This window comes from Paraburkholderia caffeinilytica (assembly GCF_046030355.1).
In the GTDB taxonomy this organism is placed as follows: Bacteria; Pseudomonadota; Gammaproteobacteria; order Burkholderiales; family Burkholderiaceae; genus Paraburkholderia; species Paraburkholderia caffeinilytica_B.
The window spans coordinates 245,533-263,729 of the sequence record NZ_JAQQCQ010000008.1; the positions used below are offsets into that span (position 1 = coordinate 245,533).

The window sequence follows — 18,197 nt, forward strand, 5'->3', positions numbered from 1 at the left end:
TCTCGCCGCGCACACGGCGATCACGAGAACACCGCGATGAACGATACCATCGAAATACTGAGGCTCGAAAGCGTCTCGAAGAGCTTTCCCGGCGTGAAAGCCCTCTCCCGGATCGATCTGTCGATTCGCCGGGGCGAAGTGCACGCCTTGCTCGGCGAGAACGGTGCAGGCAAGTCGACATTGATGAAAATCCTGTGCGGCATCTACCAGGCCGACGAGGGGCGTATCTACATCGAAGGTACTGAACGGAAGTTTGCCGGCTACAAAGATGCTATCGAGGCCGGCATCGGCATCATCTTCCAGGAGTTCAGCCTCATTCCGTATCTGACGGCGGTCGAGAATATCTTTCTCGGACGCTACCGGACCAACAGCGTGGGGTTGTTGAGCAAGGCCGGGATGAAGAAGGCCGCACACGATCTGTTCGAGGAACTGGGTGTGGCGATCGACCTCGACGTGCCGATCTGCGAGCTTTCGGTAGCGCAGCAGCAGTTCATCGAGATCGGGAAGGCGTTGTCGCTCAAGGCCCGTATCCTGGTGCTCGACGAGCCGACCGCGACGCTCACGCCCAATGAGGCGGAACACCTGTTCAAGGTCATGCGCGAACTGCGCGCCAAGGGTGTGTCGATGATCTTCATCTCGCATCACCTGGAGGAGATCTTCGAGATCTGCGATCGCATCAGCGTGCTGCGAGACGGTACCAATGCAGGCTTTGCCGATGTAGCCGCCATAGATGTGACGCAACTGGTCGAGATGATGGTGGGGCGCAAGATCGAGAAAAATTTTCCCACCAAGCCGACACCGGCACCGGGCGCGCGCAAAGTGCTCGAAGTGCCCGAGATACAGCTCGCCAAAGGTGGTCCGGTGAATAGCTTTGACCTGTATGAAGGGGAGATTCTTGGCTTTGCTGGCCTTGTCGGCTCCGGGCGCACGGAACTGGCCCTTGGGATGATGGGAGCCGAGCCGGTGCACCGAAAAAAAGTGCTACTGAACGGGACTGAATCGCGGTTGAGAGATCCAACGGAAGCCCTGTCGAGCGGCATCGGTCTATTGCCGGAAAGTCGCAAGGTCGAAGGGCTAATCACGGATTTTACGGTCCGCTTCAACGTTTCGATCAACAACCTCAGGAAGTACGGCAAGAAGGCGCTGATCAGCCGGGCGGCCGAGAACAAGTCGACCAGCGAATTGTGCCGGCGTGTTGGCGTGAAGGCGCCCAGCATCGAATCGCGGGTGGCCACGCTGTCGGGTGGGAATCAGCAAAAGGTGGTGATCGCGCGCTGGCTCAATCATCAATGCGACGTGCTGATCTTCGACGAGCCCACGCGCGGCATCGACGTGGGCGCCAAGGCTGAGATCTACGACCTGATGCGCGAGCTCACGAAGCAGGGCAAGTCGATCATCATGATTTCGAGCGAACTGCCCGAGATTGTCGGCATGTGCGACCGCGTTTGTGTGTTCTCACGCGGGTCCATCGTGGCTACGCTGGAAGGCGACTCCATCAATCCTGGCGACATCATGCGTCACGCTACCGCAGGGAATTCCGTATCATGAGCAGAACAGCCGACCATCCTGTACTGCCGGCACCCGCCGGTGGTTTTTTCGTCCACCTGCGCAGGTCGACGGCCTTCCTGCCGCTGGTGGGACTGATCGTGATCTCCGCGTTCATGATCCTGGCGACGGACAACTTTCTGTCCGTTAGTAATCTGCAAAACATCGCGCTGCAGTCGTCGATCAACGGGATTATCGCGGTGGGCATGACGGCGGCGATCCTCACCGGTGGGGTCGACCTGTCGGTGGGCGCAGTGGTGGCGCTGTCGGGGACCTTGTGCGCGGGACTGATGGTGCGCTTCGGTATCCCGATGCTCGTGGCCGTGCTGCTGGGCGTCATGGTCGGCGCGGTCTTCGGCATGTTCAACGGTTATTGCGTGGCGTATCTACGGATGCCGCCGATTATCGTGACGCTGGCCACCATGGGCGTCGCGCGCGGTTTGGCGCTGATCTACACGGGCGGCTATCCGATCGATGGCTTGCCTGATTCGTTCTCGTTTCTCGGGAGCGGTGTGCTGGTCGGTGTCAAGGTGCCAATTCTCATCATGCTGCTGACCTACGGAATAGCTTTCGTATTGCTCAACATGGCGCCGTTCGGCCGCTATGTTTATGCGATTGGCGGCAACGAGGAAGCGACCCGGCTCTCCGGCGTTCGCGTGTCGCGTTACAAGTTGCTCGTGTATGCATTGAGCGGTCTCACTGCGGCAATTGCCGGTATTGTCCAGGCGGCGCGTGTCACCAGCGGGCAGCCCGGCGTGGGTGTGGGTTTCGAGCTCGACGCTATTGCGGCGGTCGTCATGGGTGGCACCTCGATCGCGGGCGGGCGCGGCGCCATCATCGGCACGCTGGTGGGCGCATTGCTGCTGGGCGTGCTCAACAACGGCCTGAACATCATGGGCGTCTCGCCTTATCTGCAGTTGATCGTGAAGGGCGGCATCGTGCTGCTGGCCATCTTCATCAGTCGCGAAACCCGGCGTTGAAGCAGTTTTTTCAGCCCCAACAGGATTTTCAAAATGACTTATCACGGATTCGAAAAAGGTCTTTCGGGCAGCGCCATCGGTCAACTCGCCGCTATGCAGGCGGTGGTTTGCCACGGTCCCAAGGACTACCGGCTCGAAACGGTCGAACGCCCGAAGGCCGGCCCGCGCGAACTGATCATCAGCATCGCGGCCTGCGGCATCTGCGCTTCGGACTGCAAGTGCTACTCGGGCGCCAAGATGTTCTGGGGTGGCGAAGGCCAGCCCGCCTATGTCAAGCCGCCGGTGATCCCTGGGCACGAGTTCTTCGGCTACGTCGAAGAGCTTGGCGAGGGCGCGGGCGAGCACTTTGGCGTGGAAAAGGGCGACCGTGTGATCGCCGAGCAGATCGTGCCATGCGACAAGTGCAGGTTCTGCAGGACCGGCAAGTACTGGATGTGCGAAGTGCACAACATCTTCGGCTTCCAGCGCGTGGTGGCCGACGGCGGCATGGCCGACTACATGCGCTTGCCGCCGACCTCACGGGTTCACAAGATCCCGGACGGCATTGCGCTGGAGGACGCCGCCATCATCGAGCCCTTCGCCTGCGCGATCCACACGGTGAACCGCGGCGACATCCAGTTCGACGACGTGGTAGTGATCGCGGGCGCCGGGCCGTTGGGTCTCATGATGGTGCAGGCCGCGCACCTCAAGACGCCAAAGAAGCTGGTGGTTATCGATCTTGTGACTGAACGACTGGAACTGGCCAAAAAATTCGGCGCCGACGTGGTGATCAACCCGAGGGTCGAAAACGCTGAAGCGGTCGTCAGGGAGCTGACGGACGGTTACGGGTGCGACGTTTATCTGGAAACCACGGGCTCGCCGGTCGGCGTGACCCAAGGCCTGAGCATGATTCGCAAGCTGGGCCGTTTTGTGGAGTTCAGCGTTTTCGGCACCGATACCACCGCAGACTGGTCGATCATCGGTGACCGCAAGGAACTGGATGTGCGTGGTGCGCACCTGGGGCCATACTGCTACCCCGTGGTGATTGATTTGATGGCGCGTGGGCTGGTCACGTCCAAAGGCATCGTCACCCACAACTTCACGCTCTCTGACTGGGAGAGGGCTATCACCGTGGCCAACTCCCTCGACTCGATCAAGGTGCTGCTCAGACCGTCGGCTTTATTGGGACGCGCTGCATCGGAGGCTTCCACCCAACTGCAGAACGAATAATTTTCGTCGGGTGACCTCCAGGAACCGTTACTTGACCGTGGCTTGTGCTTTGCGGGGACTGTATTCAACTCCGTGCTCGACACATTCTGGCGATTAATTGCAGTCCTGGTTACGGACATTCGAGAGGATCTCAGCTTCTTCCGCGTTCGCACTGGCGCGCAACGAAGCCACGAGGGCACACTGCGCCGAGTTGCGGAGCGGGGGGCCGATAGGATCGACGGCTAACAGCGAGTCCGCAAACCCCAACCTTTTATCGATGAGGTTTTTTTCACCTGATAAGCGTCACACACCTTCCATGCTGCGCCGATAGCTGGCCGGCGAGAACACAGCGGTCAGCGCTCCCATCGCCACGATCACAGCGAGGTGCATCGACCATGCTCAGGCTCAACGAGAAGAAGCCGCCCAGATCCAGGCCCGCGCAGGCCGCCCACAACCATGGCGAAAGTGCCGGGACCAGCGCAAATCCGGCGACCTCGCGACCGTGCGCGATAAGAGGGCCGCGCCTGCCATGCTGGAACCCGTCATTCTTCCGCCGCTTGTCAACCCGCACTAGCGTGCTTTTTCCGTGGATTTGGAACGCCGGATGCGCGGTGTCAGATCGATTGGCGTGGGAGCGTTCCAGCCGTATTTCAGTGCCGCCATACGTATCGAGAAGCCGACAACGATGGTAATCAACGCGGCCGGTGCTGTGGCGATCTGCAGGCTGACCACCAGCACCACATAGAGTGCACTTGCGATACCTGCAGCGATCGCATAAATCGGCCCTGGGAGCACGAGTTGAGGCCTGTCGCCTGCGAGGATATCGCGAAGCACCCAGCCTCCAATCGCGTTAATGAGGCCGATCAGAATAGCCCCTAGCGGGCCTAGTCCCGCATGAAGGGCCTTGGTGGCGCCCAGTACCGCGAAGAACCCGATCGAGAGCGCGTCGAATACGACGAGCAATGGATGCACCCATCTGATCATCGTCGAAAAGAAGAATCCCACGGTTGCGCACACCAGAACCGCAAGCAGGAAGCTGACATCGGTGAGTATCACCGAGGGGCCGTTTTGCAGCAGGACATCGCGCATCAGGCTGCCGCTGACGCCTGTGCTGAAGGCGAGGCACAGCACGCCGCTCAGGCCGAACCGGCGCTCAACGGCGAACAGCGCGCCGCTGAGTGCGCCGACCGCCGTCGCGCTCACGCTGACAATCGAAGGTCCGCTGGCAAGATCGATCATCGCTGCAGGCGCTCCGAAGCCGCATCGACCACCGCGACCGCGGTCATGTTGACGATGCGCTGCACGGTCGACGACGGCGTCATGATGTGAACCGGTTTCGCCGCGCCCAGCAGGATGGCGCCGACCGTAATGCCGCCACCGGCCGCCATCCGCAGCAGGTTGTGCGCGATGTTCGCCGCGTCGACGTTGGGCATGATGAGCAGGTTCGCTTCCTCCACCAGGCGCGATTCCAGACAGACGTCGTCGAGAATGGTCTTGGATAGCGCGGCATCGCCACGCATTTCACCGTCGACCGCAAGCGTGGGGGCCCGTTCCTGAACCAGCGCCAACGCGTCTCGCATCTTCAGTGCCGACGGTGCGTTCGAACTGCCGAAACTCGAATGGGACAGCAGCGCGACGCTCGGCGTGATGCCGAAACGCCGCACGGCTTCAGCGGCGAGCAGCGTCATCTCCGCGATCTGTTCGACGGACGGATCGAGGTTGACGTGCGTGTCGCAGATAAACAGCTGGCGGTCCGGCAGGATCAGCATCTGCAGTGCGGCGAACGTGCTGACGCCGGGGCGCATGCCGATCACGTCGTTCACATACTTGAGGTGGTCGGCATAAGTGCCATAGGTGCCGCACAGCATGGCATCGGCTTCGCCGCGTCGCACCAGCATGGCGCCGATCAGCGTCGTACGGTTGCGCATCTCGTCTTTTGCGAGCGCACGCGTCACGCCCTTTCTCGTCACCAGAGCGTAGTACTCGTTCCAGGTCTCCTGATAACGGGGATCGTCGAGCACGTTCACGCATTCGCAATTCTCGCCGAGCCTCAGACGCAGTCCGAAGCTCTCGATGCGCTCGGCAATGACGTTCAGGCGGCCAACCAGCACCGGATACGCAATACCTTCGTCGACCACGATCTGCGCCGCGCGCAAGACCCGCTCTTCCTCGCCCTCGGCATAGACCACCCGTCCTGGGGTCTTTTTTGCCGCTGCGAATACCGGCTCCATGCTGCTGCCGGACTGATAGATGAAACGCCGCAGCTTGAGCCGGTAGGCCTCGAGGTCGGCGATTGGTTGCGTCGCGACGCCGCTGTCCATCGCCGCCTTGGCGACCGCCGGCGCAATGCGCTCGATCAGACGCGGATCGAAGGGCTTGGGAATCAGGTATTCCGGACCGAAGCGCAGACCCTGGGCGCCATAAGCGCTGGCGACCACATCGGGGATTTCGGCATGCGTGAGATCCGCGAGCGCGCGTACCGTGGCGAGCTTCATCTCCTCGTTGATCGTCGTCGCGCCCACATCGAGCGCGCCACGGAAGATAAACGGAAAACACAGTACGTTGTTGACCTGATTCGGGTAATCCGAGCGGCCCGTGCCTATGACGGCATCCGGCCGCACAGCTTTGGCCTCTTCGGGCATGATTTCCGGAATGGGATTGGCCATGGCGAGGATGATAGGGTCGCGCGCCATCTGCTCGACCATGTCAGGCTTAAGTACGCCGCCCGCCGACAGTCCCAGGAAGATGTCGGCGCCATCCATGCTGTCAGCGAGCGTGCGCAGATGAGTCTCTCGCGCGTAACGTGCCTTGCTCGGATCCATCGATTCTTTGCGTCCGGCATAGACGACTCCCTTGCTGTCGATCACCAGAATGTTTTCCTTGTGCAGTCCCAGACTGACCAGCAGATCGAGGCAGGCGAGGGCGGCGGCGCCCGCGCCGGAGCACACCAGCTTTGCGCTGCCGATCTCCTTGTTGACGCATTTGAGGCCATTGAGGACGGCCGCAGCTGCGACGATCGCCGTGCCGTGCTGGTCGTCATGAAACACCGGGATCTTCATGCGCTCGCGCAGCTTTTGCTCGATATAAAAGCACTCTGGCGCCTTGATATCTTCGAGGTTGATGCCGCCGAACGTCGGCGCCAGGCTGGCGATGATCTTGACGAGTTCGTCAGGGTCCTGCTCGTCGATCTCGATGTCGAATACGTCGATGCCGGCAAACTTTTTGAACAGGCACCCCTTGCCCTCCATCACCGGCTTGCTGGCCAGCGGGCCGATATTGCCTAGCCCGAGCACGGCCGTGCCGTTGGTTACGACGGCGACAAGATTGCCTCGCGCGGTGAGGTTGTAGACCTCGCCGGGATTGTCGGCGATCGCGGTGCACGCTTCCGCCACGCCGGGCGAGTAGGCCAGCGCCAGATCTCGCTGGGTTGCCATGGCCTTGGTCGGTGTGACCGAAATTTTGCCGGGTGTCGGAAGCCGGTGGTATTCGAGCGCCGCATCGCGCAGGTTATCTGACATGGTGTCTTCTCCAATGGGGGCGTTGTCGCCTCTTTCTTGCCGCCCGTGAATCGGCAGAACGCGCTCTCGACTATTTTCGAGGCCGCGCCGATTGCTTTGTCTGGCGCGAGCCTTGTCCCTGAGATCGGGCAGCGCCCTAGCTCTCCTTGCTTGTCCCTGAAGCCGACGCTGCTTTTTCTGCTCCGGGGAAGCCGCTCACTGCTGTCGCCTGATTGGCCAGTTTGAAAAGATGCTCCGCAGTGCTACTGGCTGCCGCCATGACCATTTGCAAGGCATTCCACGGGGACTCGCCCGCGGGCAATGAGGCGAACGCTTTCTGCGCGGCAGCCGGGAAGTCTTTGCCGATTCCACCGAGACTCTGATTGAGCAATTCCATCAGTTGATTTCGCGACTGCATGGCGGTTTCGTAGACTTCTTTCGACGTGCTGAGCAAGGCCTCAGTATTCTGCGCGGCGAGCCTCGTCCGCAGGGAAGCGATTTCCTGAGGATCGGTCGTCCCGGACAACGCACTGGCGATTTCCGCGCTCTCGTCCAGCGCGCGGCGAGCGGCGTCCATCTGCAGGCGAATCAGACGTTCCGCACCGTCCAGAGAAAGCTCGACGAAACGCGTGGAATTCTCCACCTGCTTTCTGGTAGCGGCTGACAGGTCTTCAGGCGATTTGAGCATGGTCATTCCTCAGGGTTAGGGCGGTATTGCAGTTGGGGAGGATCATTTTTTGTTTTGCCATTCACTTCTTCTTCATGGGAGGCAAATCGGTGCAGACGCCTTCGAATACCTCTGCGGCCATCCCGATCGACTCGCCGAGCGTCGGATGCGGGTGGATGGTTTTGCCGATGTCGGTCGGATCACAGCCCATCTCGACGGCGAGGCATACTTCGCTGATCAGGTCGCCCGCATGCGTGCCGACAATGCCGCCGCCAATACAGCGGTGCGTCGCTTCGTCGAACAGCAGTTTGGTAAAGCCTTCGTCGCGCCCGTTGGCAATCGCCCGGCCGCTGGCCGCCCAGGGGAACACCGCCTTGCCGTACTTGATGCCTTCGGCCTTGCACTGCTCCTCGGTCTTGCCAGCCCAGGCCACTTCAGGGTCCGTATAGGCCACCGACGGAATCTGCCGCGCGTCGAAGTAGCTCGCTTCACCAGCCGCTACTTCCGCAGCCACATGCGCCTCATGCACGGCCTTGTGCGCGAGCATCGGCTGGCCGATGATGTCGCCGATCGCAAAGATGTGCGCGACGTTCGTCCGCATCTGGTTGTCCACCGGAATGAAACCGCGCTCGCCGACCGCCACGCCGGCGTGTTCTGCGCCGATCTTCCCGCCGTTCGGACGCCGGCCGACGGCCACCAGCACGAGGTCATAGCATTGCGGCTCGCGGGGCGCCTTCTCGCCTTCGAAGCTCACCTCGATGCCCTGCGGCGTTGCTTTGGCGCCTACCGTTTTCGTTTTCAGCATCACGTTGTCGAAGCGCGGCGCATTCACTTTCTCCCACACCTTGACCAGGTCGCGATCGGCGCCCGCCATCATGCCGTCGAGCATTTCGACCACGTCGATGCGAGTGCCGAGCGTGGAATAGACAGTGGCCATTTCCAGACCGATGATGCCGCCGCCAATCACCAGCATCCGCTTAGGTATCGCTTGCAGCGCCAGCGCGCCGGACGAATCCACGACACGTGGGTCGTCGGGCATGAAGGGCAGGGCGACGGCCTGGCTGCCGGCAGCAATGATCGCTTTCTGAAAGCGCACGACCTGCTTTGCGCCAGTCTTGTCCTGACCACTGCCTTCGGTGACATCCACCTCGAGATGATGCGGGTCGAGGAAGCGGCCGCTGCCGCGCACCACCTCGACCTTGCGCGCCTTGGCCATGCCGGCGAGGCCGCCGGTCAGTTTTCGGACGACGCCTTCCTTGAAGCCGCGCAATTTGTCGATGTCGATCTCCGGTGCGGCGAACGAGATGCCGTGATGGGCCATGGCTTTCGCTTCATCCACGACCGATGCGGTGTGCAGCAGCGCTTTCGACGGAATGCAGCCGACGTTCAGGCACACGCCGCCTAGCGTCGCGTAGCGCTCGACCAGCACGGTTTTCATCCCCAGATCGGCCGAGCGGAACGCGGCTGAATAGCCGCCGGGTCCGGCACCCAGCACCAGCATCTCGCACTCGATATCGACCGCACCGGCGTAGGAGCCGGCCGGCAGTGGCACGCCAACCGGGAGTGCGGTGGGGGCGGTTGGCGTGGCGGCCGCAGTGGGGCCGCCGCTTCCGCTGACGTTTTCCTGCGGCGATTCGGCGAGCGTGGCGCCGTCGGCTTCGAGCGTCAGGATCGTCGTTCCCTGGGATACCTTATCGCCCACCCGGACCAGGATTTCCTTGACAACGCCGTCGCGCGGCGCCGGCACCTCCATCGTGGCCTTGTCCGACTCCAGCATGAGCAGCGGGTCTTCGGCCTTGATCTGATCGCCGGCCTTCACCAGAATCTCGATGACCGGCACGTCGGTGAAGTCACCGATATCGGGAACCTTGACTTCGATCGCATTTGACATGGTTTCCCCTTAGACCAGGACGCGCCGCAGATCGGCGAGCAGGTTGGCAAAATAGACGTTGAAGCGCGCGGCGGCGGCGCCGTCGATGACCCTGTGATCCCAGGACAGCGAGAGCGGCAGCGTAAGCCGCCATGCGGACTGTTTGCCGTCGGGCGAGACCTGCTTCCAGTAGGACTTGCACACGCCCATGATCGCGACCTCGGGCGCATTGATGATCGGCGTGAAATACGTGCCGCCGATGCCGCCAAGCGACGAGATCGTGAAGCTGCCGCCCTGCATCTGGTCCGGCTTCAGCTTGCCCTCGCGAGCGAGTTTGGCCAGTTCGCCCATTTCCTTGCCGATCTCGATGACGCCCTTCCTGTCCGCGTCGCGGATCACCGGCACCACGAGGCCGTTGGGCGTATCGGCCGCAAAGCCGATGTGGTAGTACTGCTTCAGGATCAGGTTGTCGCCGTCCAGCGAGGCATTGAATTCGGGGAATTTCTTCAGCGCGAAAGTCGCCGCCTTGATCATGAAGGCAAGCATCGAGAGCTTCACGCCGGCCTTCTCGTTTTCCTTGTTCAACTGCACGCGGAACGCTTCGAGGTCGGTGATGTCGGCGTCGTCGTGGGTGGTGACGTGCGGGATCATCACCCAGTTGCGGTGCAGGTTGGCTGCCGAGATCTTCTTGATACGCGCGAGCGGCCGCGTCTCGATCGCGCCGAATTTCGTGAAGTCGACCTTGGGCCACGGCAGCAGGTCAAGTCCGGCGCCGCTTGCCGACGCGGAGGCGCTTGCAGATGGGGTCGGGGCCGAGTCGCCACGTTTGGCGAATGCTTCGACATCCTGCCTAATGATGCGGCCCTTGTCACCGGTGCCGGTTAGCTTGCCCAGATCCACGCCGAGCTCGCGCGCCAGTTTGCGCACGGCTGGGCCGGCATAAGCAAGCCGGAATGCAGTTTCGTCGATCACGCCGGCGGCGGCTGTTGGGGCAACGGGTGACGGCAGCGGGGTGGCGGGGGACGCGTTCGTTGTCGGCGACGTTGCGGCAACGGGCGCGCTGCTCGTAACGGTAGACACAGCGCCCGTGACGAGTGTCAGGATGACCGCGCCTTCCGATACGCTGTCGCCGACCCGAACCAGGATTTCCTGCACCACACCGCCGAGCGGGGCAGGCACTTCCATGGTCGCCTTGTCCGATTCCAGCGTAATGAGCGGGTCTTCCGCCTTCACGCTATCACCCGGCTTGACCAGCACTTCGATGACCGGCACATCCGTGAAATCGCCGATATCCGGCACGCGCACCTCCGCCACACCGGCCGGCGCACTGACCGCTGCCGGCGGCGGCGATACAGTGGGCACGCTTGCCACCGCCGGCTCGCCGGCATCCGTACTTTCCAGCAACAGGATCAGCCCCCCCTGCGAGACCTTGTCGCCCACCTTGATCTTCACTTCCTTGACGACGCCGGCTTCCGATGAGGGCACTTCCATGGTGGCCTTATCGGATTCGATCGTGATCAGCGGGTCTTCGACCTTGATGGTGTCGCCCGCTTGAATCAGGACCTCGATGACCGGTACATCGTTAAAGTCGCCGATGTCCGGAACCTTGATTTCTTTGATAGTCGCCATGTCTTCCCCACGAACGATTCGATTTCTACTGCGTGAGGTGACGCCGTGCGCGGCGCCACCTCACGCGGCTTGTCTAAGCTTGAGCGCAGAATCTGCGTTTCTAGACAGTCCAGGGATCGGGGCGCTCGGTGTCGAGCCCATACTTTTTGATGGCTTCCTCGACTTTCGCTGGCTTGATCACGCCGTCGTCCGCGAGTGCTTTCAATGCGGCCACGGCGACGTAGTAGCGGTTCACCTCGAAGAACTCGCGCAGCTTGACCCGATAGTCGCTGCGTCCGAACCCATCGGTGCCCAACGTGACGTAGCGCCTCGGGATGTGCTCGCGTACCTGGTCGGCGAAATTCCGCATGTAGTCGGTCGAGGCGATCACCGGGCCGGCGTGATCTTCGAGACAGGTTTCGATGTAGGGTTTGCGACGCGCCTCGGTGGGATGCAGCAGATTCCAGCGCTCGGTGCTCATGCCGTCGCGGCGCAGTTCGTTGAAGCTGGTCACGCTCCAGATGTCGGCGCTCACGTCGAAGTCTTCCTGCAGCAGGTCGGCGGCCGCGATGACTTCACGCAGGATCGTGCCGCAGCCCATCAGTTGCACGTGCGCCGCATTTTTCGCTTTGGGCTTGCCGCCGTCCCTGAACAGATACATACCCTTGACGATGCCTTCCTCGGCGCCTTCCGGCATGGCGGGTTGCGGGTAGTTCTCGTTCATCAGCGTGATGTAGTAGTAAACATCCTGCTGCTCCTGCATCATGCGGCGCATGCCGTCGCGGACAATGACCACCACCTCGTAAGCGAAGGTCGGATCGTAAGACAGGCAGTTGGGAATGGTGGACGCAAGGATGTGACTGTGACCGTCCTCGTGCTGCAGTCCTTCTCCGTTCAGCGTCGTGCGGCCTGCCGTTCCGCCCAGCAGGAAGCCGCGACAGCGCATGTCGCCCGCGGCCCACGCCAGATCGCCCACGCGCTGCAGACCGAACATCGAGTAGTAGATGTAGAACGGGATCATCGGCACGTTGTTGGTGCTGTATGAAGTTCCCGCTGCAATCCACGAGCACATTGCGCCGGCCTCGTTGATCCCTTCCTGCAGGACCTGACCGGACTTGTCCTCGCGGTAATACATCAATTGATCGGCATCCTGCGGCTTGTAGAGCTGCCCGACCGCGGAATAGATACCGAGTTGGCGGAACATGCCTTCCATGCCGAACGTGCGGGATTCGTCGGGCACGATAGGCACCACGTGCTTGCCGATCTGCTTGTCGCGCACCAGCGTTCCCAGCATCTGCACGAATGCCATGGTGGTGGAAATCTCGCGCTCGCCCGAATCCTTGAGCAGCCGCTCGAACGCTGCCAGCGGCGGAATCTCGAGCGTGTCCGACTTGCGGCGGCGCTGCGGCAGGTAACCGCCCAACGCGGCCCGGTGTTCACGCAGGTATTTCATCTCCTCGCTGTCTTCGGCGAAGCTGATGAATGGCATGTCGGCAAGCTGCTCGTCTTTGATCGGAATCTGGAAACGATCGCGGAACTGCGTGAGCGATTGCTGCGTCATCTTCTTCGCCTGGTGGGCGATCATCTGCCCCTCGCCCGATTCGCCCATGCCATAGCCTTTGACGGTCTTGGCGAGAATGACGGTCGGCTGGCCGCGATGTTTCGAGGCGGCGGCGTAGGCGGCAAACACCTTGGCAGGGTCGTGGCCGCCGCGATTCAGGCGCCAGATTTCGTCGTCGCTCATGTCGGCGACCAGTTCCTTCAATTCCGGATACTTGCCGAAGAAATGTTCGCGCACGTACGCGCCGTTCTTCGATTTGAAGTCCTGATATTCGCCGTCGACGCATTCTTCCATGCGTTTGAGCAGAAGGCCGCTCTTGTCTTTGGCGAGCAGGCGGTCCCAGCCGCTTCCCCAGACAACCTTGATCACGTTCCAGCCGGCACCGCGGAATACGGATTCCAGTTCCTGAATGATCTTGCCGTTGCCGCGCACCGGACCGTCGAGCCGCTGAAGATTGCAGTTGATCACGAAGACCAGGTTGTCGAGCCGCTCGCGTCCGCCGAGCGAAATGGCGCCCAGCGATTCAGGCTCGTCGCATTCCCCGTCACCGAGAAATGCCCATACCTTCCGCCCCTCGGTTTTGGCCAGGCCGCGTCCTTCGAGATACTTGAGAAAGCGCGCCTGATAGATGGCCATCAACGGCCCCAGCCCCATCGAGACGGTAGGGAACTGCCAGAAATCGGGCATCAGCCACGGATGCGGATAAGAGGGAATCCCCTTGCCCGCAGCTTCCTGGCGATAGTTGAGCAATTGTGCTTCGCTCAGACGGCCTTCAATGAAGGCCCGGGCGTAGACGCCCGGCGAGACGTGGCCCTGCACATAGATCAGGTCGCCGCCGTGCTGTTCCGTGGGCGCATGCCAGAAGTGGCCCCAACCGATGTCGTAGAGCAGGGCCGAAGACTGGAAGCTGGCGATATGGCCGCCCAGTTCGGAGGATTCCTTGTTGGCGCGCAGGATGATCGCCACGGCATTCCAGCGGATCGCCGAGCGGATCTTGTGCTCGATGGCGCGGTTGCCCGGCGATTTCTCTTCCCGCTCCGGCGGGATGGTGTTGCAGTAGGCCGTGGTGAGCGTCGACGGAATGTAGGCGCCTTCGCGCCTCGCGTCCTGTACCAGCTTGTCCACCAGATAGTTTGCCCGCTCGATTCCGCGGTGTTGCTGTACCGACTTCAGGGCGTCGAGCCATTCAGTCGTTTCCAGAGGGTCTTTGTCGGGCATCGTTTCCATAAGTGTCTCACTCCCTGCTCGGATCGAAGATGAAGCGCGCTTTTCCGAAGAATTCGCGCGAGAATAATCTGATCAAGATGTTGTTTGATTAAAGGTAGTCATCCTAACAAGACTGATTTTTATTATTCAGGTGGCCGCGGAAACGGGCAGGATATCGCTACGTCTGGAGGCTGGGCAGGGCTATATTTTCATGGTTCGGCGGAGTCATCTGATCGAACGACGATGGGTTCAGCCACCATTCGTTCTGGAATGCCTCCTTCAGGAACAGGATCAACTCGGTCACCTTGGCGGGGACCAGTTTGGGAGACGGATAGACCGCATGTATCTCCTGATCGGGAAGCACATGGTCGGCCATGATCTGCCGCACGTCACCGGCGCAGATGGCGTCTGCTGCGACGTAATGCGGGACGATCGTGATACCCATGCCCGCACGTGCGGCCGTGATCAGCGAGGAAAGGTTGTTCGACCTTAAGCGTCCGTTGAGATACACCGACACCCGCTCGCCGGATGGCGTCCGCATACGCCAATAGTCGTCCTCCTGAACACTGCTATAGATAAGACAGGCGTGTCCGGACAGGTCCGCTGGGATCTTCGGTTCACCATGCTGCGCAAGATAAGCCGGCGACGCGACCATGACCCATGGGTTCAATCCGAGGTAACGGCCGCCCAGGGATGAATCGGCTAGCGCGCCCAGACGTATGGCGACATCGAGACCCAGCGCGACCAGGTCGACATATCGGTCGTCGTGGTTGACATCCACACGCAGGTTGGGATGCACCTGCATGAATTTGACCAGCAGCGGAGAGACGATCCGCCGTCCGAACGTGAGAGACGTCCCCACGCGGATGAGGCCTTGCACATAGGCCTGCCGACCCAACACGACTTCCTGTGCTTCTTCATAGTCGCGCACGACATTTTTGCATTTCTCGTAATACCGGGCGCCTATTTCCGTGACGCTGACCGCGCGCTGGTTCCGGTTGAGCAGCCTTGCGCTGAGCCGGCTTTCCAGGGAGTTGATGTGTTTTGTAACGGTAGGCTGGGTCAGCTTCAGTTCCCGCGCGGCCCTGGAAAAACCTCCCATCTCGACCACACGCATGAAGATTTGCAGTTCCATGAGGCGATCCATGTCTACGCTCCATTTGAGTCGTCATTACATCAAAGCTTCGCTCCCTTGTGCGGCGCTTTCCTGCGCTGACCTGGAATAACTGTTATGCAATTTGCTCGCATTGTGGAGCCTCCGGGGGCGGACTTAACATCCGCTAAAGCCTCAACCCCCCCAATCCGGAGAAGGTGATTGCCATGTCCCGTATGACTGCCGCAGACGCTGCCGTATTAGTGATGGAGAAAGAGGGAATTACCCATGCCTTCGGGATTCCGGGCGCCGCGATCAACCCCTTGTACGCGGCTATGCAGCGCCGTGGCAGCATTACGCATACGCTGGCACGCCATGTAGAAGGTGCTTCACATATGGCCGAGGGGTATACCCGCGCGGAAGCCGGCAACATCGGTGTCTGTATCGGTACCTCCGGCCCGGCGGGTACCGACATGATCACCGGTCTCTACTCTGCGCAGGCCGACTCGATACCCATTCTGTGCATTACCGGTCAGGCGCCGCGTGCCCGTCTCTACAAGGAAGATTTCCAGGCGGTGGATATCGAATCCATTAGCAAACCGGTGACCAAGTGGTCGGTCACCGTGCGCGAGCCGGCGCTTGTGCCGCGCACCTTCCAGCAGGCTTTCCATCTGATGCGTTCCGGACGCCCGGGGCCCGTGCTGATCGATCTGCCATTCGACGTGCAAATGGCTGAAATCGAGTTCGATATCGACACCTACGAACCGCTGCCGGTCTATAAGCCACGTGCCAAGCGTGCGCAGATCGAGAAAGCGCTGACGATGCTCAACGAGTCCGAGCGCCCGCTGATCGTCGCAGGCGGCGGCATCATCAATGCGAATGCATCTGAGCTGCTGGTTGAATTCGCCGACGCGACCGGTGTGCCGGTCATCCCTACGCTGATGGGCTGGGGCACTATCCCCGACGACCATCCGCAGATGGTCGGCATGGTCGGTTTGCAGACCTCGCATCGCTACGGCAACGCAACACTGCTCGCGTCCGACTTCGTGCTGGGGATAGGTAATCGCTGGGCCAATCGCCATACAGGTGGGGTCGATACTTATACGCAAGGGCGCACGTTCGTGCATGTGGACATCGAGCCGACCCAGATCGGCCGTGTGTTCTGCCCGGATCTGGGCATCGTTTCGGATGCCGGCGCCGCGCTCGCGTTGTTCGTCGAGGTGGCGAAGGAATGGAAAGCCGCCGGCAAGCTCAGGGATCGCAGCGCGTGGCTCGAGCAGTGCCGCGAACGCAAGCGCACGCTGCTGCGCAAAACGCACTTCGACCAGGTGCCGGTCAAGCCGCAGCGCGTGTATGAGGAGATGAACAAGGTCTTCGGCAAGGAGACCTGTTATGTCAGCACCATCGGCCTGTCACAGATTGCGGCCGCGCAATTCCTGCACGTGTACAAGCCGCGCCACTGGATCAACTGCGGTCAGGCGGGCCCGCTCGGCTGGACCATTCCGGCGGCTTTGGGTGTGTGCGTGGCCGACCCGTCGCGTCAGGTGGTCGCGCTGTCGGGCGACTACGATTTCCAGTTCATGATCGAGGAGCTGGCGGTGGGTGCGCAATTCAACCTGCCATACATTCATGTGCTCGTGAACAACTCGTATCTAGGTCTGATTCGCCAGTCGCAACGTGGCTTCAAGATGGACTATTGCGTCCAGTTGTCGTTCGAAAACGCGAATGCGCCGGAGATCGGTGAGTACGGGGTCGATCACGTCGCCGTCGTCGAGGGTTTGGGATGCAAGGCGATCCGTGTGTTCAAGCCTGAGGAAATTCAGCCCGCACTGGAGCAGGCGCAGAAGTGGCTGAAGCAATACCGCGTGCCGGTGGTCGTGGAAGTCATTCTGGAGCGCGTGACCAACATTGCGATGGGCACCGAGATCGACAACATCACCGAGTTTGAAGATCTGGCCCAGGACCCTACCGCCGACGCACCCACCGCGACCTCGTTGCTGGACTGACGGCGTGCGAACGGCGTAATCCCTATAAAAAACCGACACGGAGACAGACACATGAAACTCGGATTCATCGGACTGGGCATTATGGGCGCCCCCATGGCGGAGCATCTGATCGCCGGCGGGCATCAGGTCTATCTGTACAGCATCCCGAGCGTGCCCCAGGCGCTGGTGGCAAAGGGCGGCATTGCATGTGCGAACGGCAAGGAGGTGGCGCAGCAGGCCGAGGTCGTCATCACGATGGTGCCCGATACGCCGCATGTGGAGGCGGCGCTGTTCGGCAAGGACGGTGTGGCTGAAGGACTCTCCAGCGGTAAGACCGTCGTGGACATGAGTTCGATTTCACCGATCGCCACCAAGGAGTTTGCCAAACGCATCAACGCGCTCGGCTGCGACTACCTGGACGCGCCGGTGTCCGGCGGTGAGGTGGGGGCGAAGAACGCCACGTTGTCGATCATGGTGGGCGGCCCTGAAACCGCGTTTGTCAAAACCCGGCCGCTGCTGGAGCTGATGGGCAAGAACATCACGCTGGTAGGGGCCAACGGAGACGGCCAGACCACCAAGGTCGCCAACCAGATCATCGTCGCGCTGACCATCGAGGCGGTGGGCGAAGCACTCGTGTTCGCATCGAAGGCCGGCGCCGATCCGGCTAAGGTGCGCGAGGCGCTGATGGGCGGTTTCGCGTCCTCGAGGATCCTCGAGGTGCACGGCGATCGCATGGTCAAACGTACCTTCGAGCCGGGTTTTCGAATCGAATTGCACCAGAAGGATCTGAACCTCGCGCTGCAAACCGGTAAAACGCTTGGCGTGTCGTTGCCCAACACCGCCACCGCACAGGAGCTGTTCAACGCGTGCGTCGCGCACGGTGGCGCTGGCTGGGACCACTCGGCACTCGTGCGTGCGCTGGAACTCATGGCCAATCACGAGATCGGGTAAAGAGTATGCATAGGTATCCAAACCTATTCCTATCCCGACCTATGCG

Annotated in this window: 12 protein-coding genes; 5 read left to right on the forward strand and 7 right to left on the reverse strand. The window is 61.2% G+C overall.

The window, feature by feature from the left end; translation table 11 throughout:
- Positions 1-36: 36 nt before the first annotated feature.
- From PQQ95_RS15155 to PQQ95_RS15165, 3 genes are read left to right on the forward strand one after another with little or no spacing between them, the layout of a single operon-like run.
- Positions 37-1,548, forward strand: coding sequence for a sugar ABC transporter ATP-binding protein (locus tag PQQ95_RS15155; protein ID WP_408438196.1), 1,512 nt, complete (start codon positions 37-39; stop codon positions 1,546-1,548).
- Complete coding sequence (locus PQQ95_RS15160) at positions 1,545-2,525, forward strand: ABC transporter permease (RefSeq protein WP_408438197.1); 981 nt, start codon at positions 1,545-1,547, stop codon at positions 2,523-2,525. The genes PQQ95_RS15155 and PQQ95_RS15160 overlap by 4 nt, the downstream gene beginning before the upstream one ends.
- A gap of 33 nt (positions 2,526-2,558) precedes the next feature.
- On the forward strand, positions 2,559-3,734 hold the full coding sequence (locus tag PQQ95_RS15165; RefSeq protein WP_408438198.1) for an alcohol dehydrogenase catalytic domain-containing protein: 1,176 nt from the start codon (positions 2,559-2,561) through the stop codon (positions 3,732-3,734).
- Between the two features lie 549 nt (positions 3,735-4,283).
- Here the strand turns inward: PQQ95_RS15165 and PQQ95_RS15170 are convergent.
- From PQQ95_RS15170 to PQQ95_RS15200, 7 genes are all read right to left on the reverse strand, one after another.
- On the reverse strand, positions 4,284-4,916 hold the full coding sequence (locus tag PQQ95_RS15170) for a trimeric intracellular cation channel family protein (protein ID WP_408438199.1): 633 nt from the start codon (positions 4,914-4,916) through the stop codon (positions 4,284-4,286).
- Between the two features lie 32 nt (positions 4,917-4,948).
- Positions 4,949-7,231 carry an NADP-dependent malic enzyme gene (locus PQQ95_RS15175; RefSeq protein WP_408438200.1) on the reverse strand — a complete coding sequence of 761 codons (2,283 nt, stop codon included), beginning with the start codon at positions 7,229-7,231 and terminating at the stop codon, positions 4,949-4,951.
- Positions 7,232-7,367: 136 nt separating this feature from the next.
- Positions 7,368-7,898, reverse strand: a complete 531-nt coding sequence (locus PQQ95_RS15180) for a phasin family protein (protein ID WP_408438201.1) — start codon at positions 7,896-7,898, stop codon at positions 7,368-7,370.
- A 61-nt stretch (positions 7,899-7,959) separates the two neighbouring features.
- On the reverse strand, positions 7,960-9,768 hold the full coding sequence (gene lpdA / locus PQQ95_RS15185) for a dihydrolipoyl dehydrogenase (protein ID WP_408438202.1): 1,809 nt from the start codon (positions 9,766-9,768) through the stop codon (positions 7,960-7,962).
- A gap of 9 nt (positions 9,769-9,777) precedes the next feature.
- Positions 9,778-11,376 carry a dihydrolipoyllysine-residue acetyltransferase gene (gene aceF, locus PQQ95_RS15190; protein ID WP_408438203.1) on the reverse strand — a complete coding sequence of 533 codons (1,599 nt, stop codon included), beginning with the start codon at positions 11,374-11,376 and terminating at the stop codon, positions 9,778-9,780.
- A 100-nt stretch (positions 11,377-11,476) separates the two neighbouring features.
- Entirely contained in the window at positions 11,477-14,143 is a 2,667-nt protein-coding gene (gene aceE, locus PQQ95_RS15195) for a pyruvate dehydrogenase (acetyl-transferring), homodimeric type (RefSeq protein ID WP_408438204.1), read from the reverse strand.
- 157 nt (positions 14,144-14,300) lie between these two features.
- A complete protein-coding gene (locus PQQ95_RS15200; RefSeq protein WP_408438205.1) occupies positions 14,301-15,269 on the reverse strand; it encodes a LysR family transcriptional regulator in 969 nt (322 codons plus the stop codon).
- Between the two features lie 173 nt (positions 15,270-15,442).
- Between PQQ95_RS15200 and gcl the strand changes: the two genes are divergently transcribed.
- Both gcl and glxR read left to right on the forward strand, forming a co-directional pair.
- Positions 15,443-17,221, forward strand: a complete 1,779-nt coding sequence (gene gcl, locus PQQ95_RS15205; protein ID WP_408438206.1) for a glyoxylate carboligase — start codon at positions 15,443-15,445, stop codon at positions 17,219-17,221.
- A 51-nt stretch (positions 17,222-17,272) separates the two neighbouring features.
- Positions 17,273-18,151, forward strand: coding sequence for a 2-hydroxy-3-oxopropionate reductase (gene glxR / locus PQQ95_RS15210; RefSeq protein WP_408438207.1), 879 nt, complete (start codon positions 17,273-17,275; stop codon positions 18,149-18,151).
- Positions 18,152-18,197: the final 46 nt, after the last annotated feature.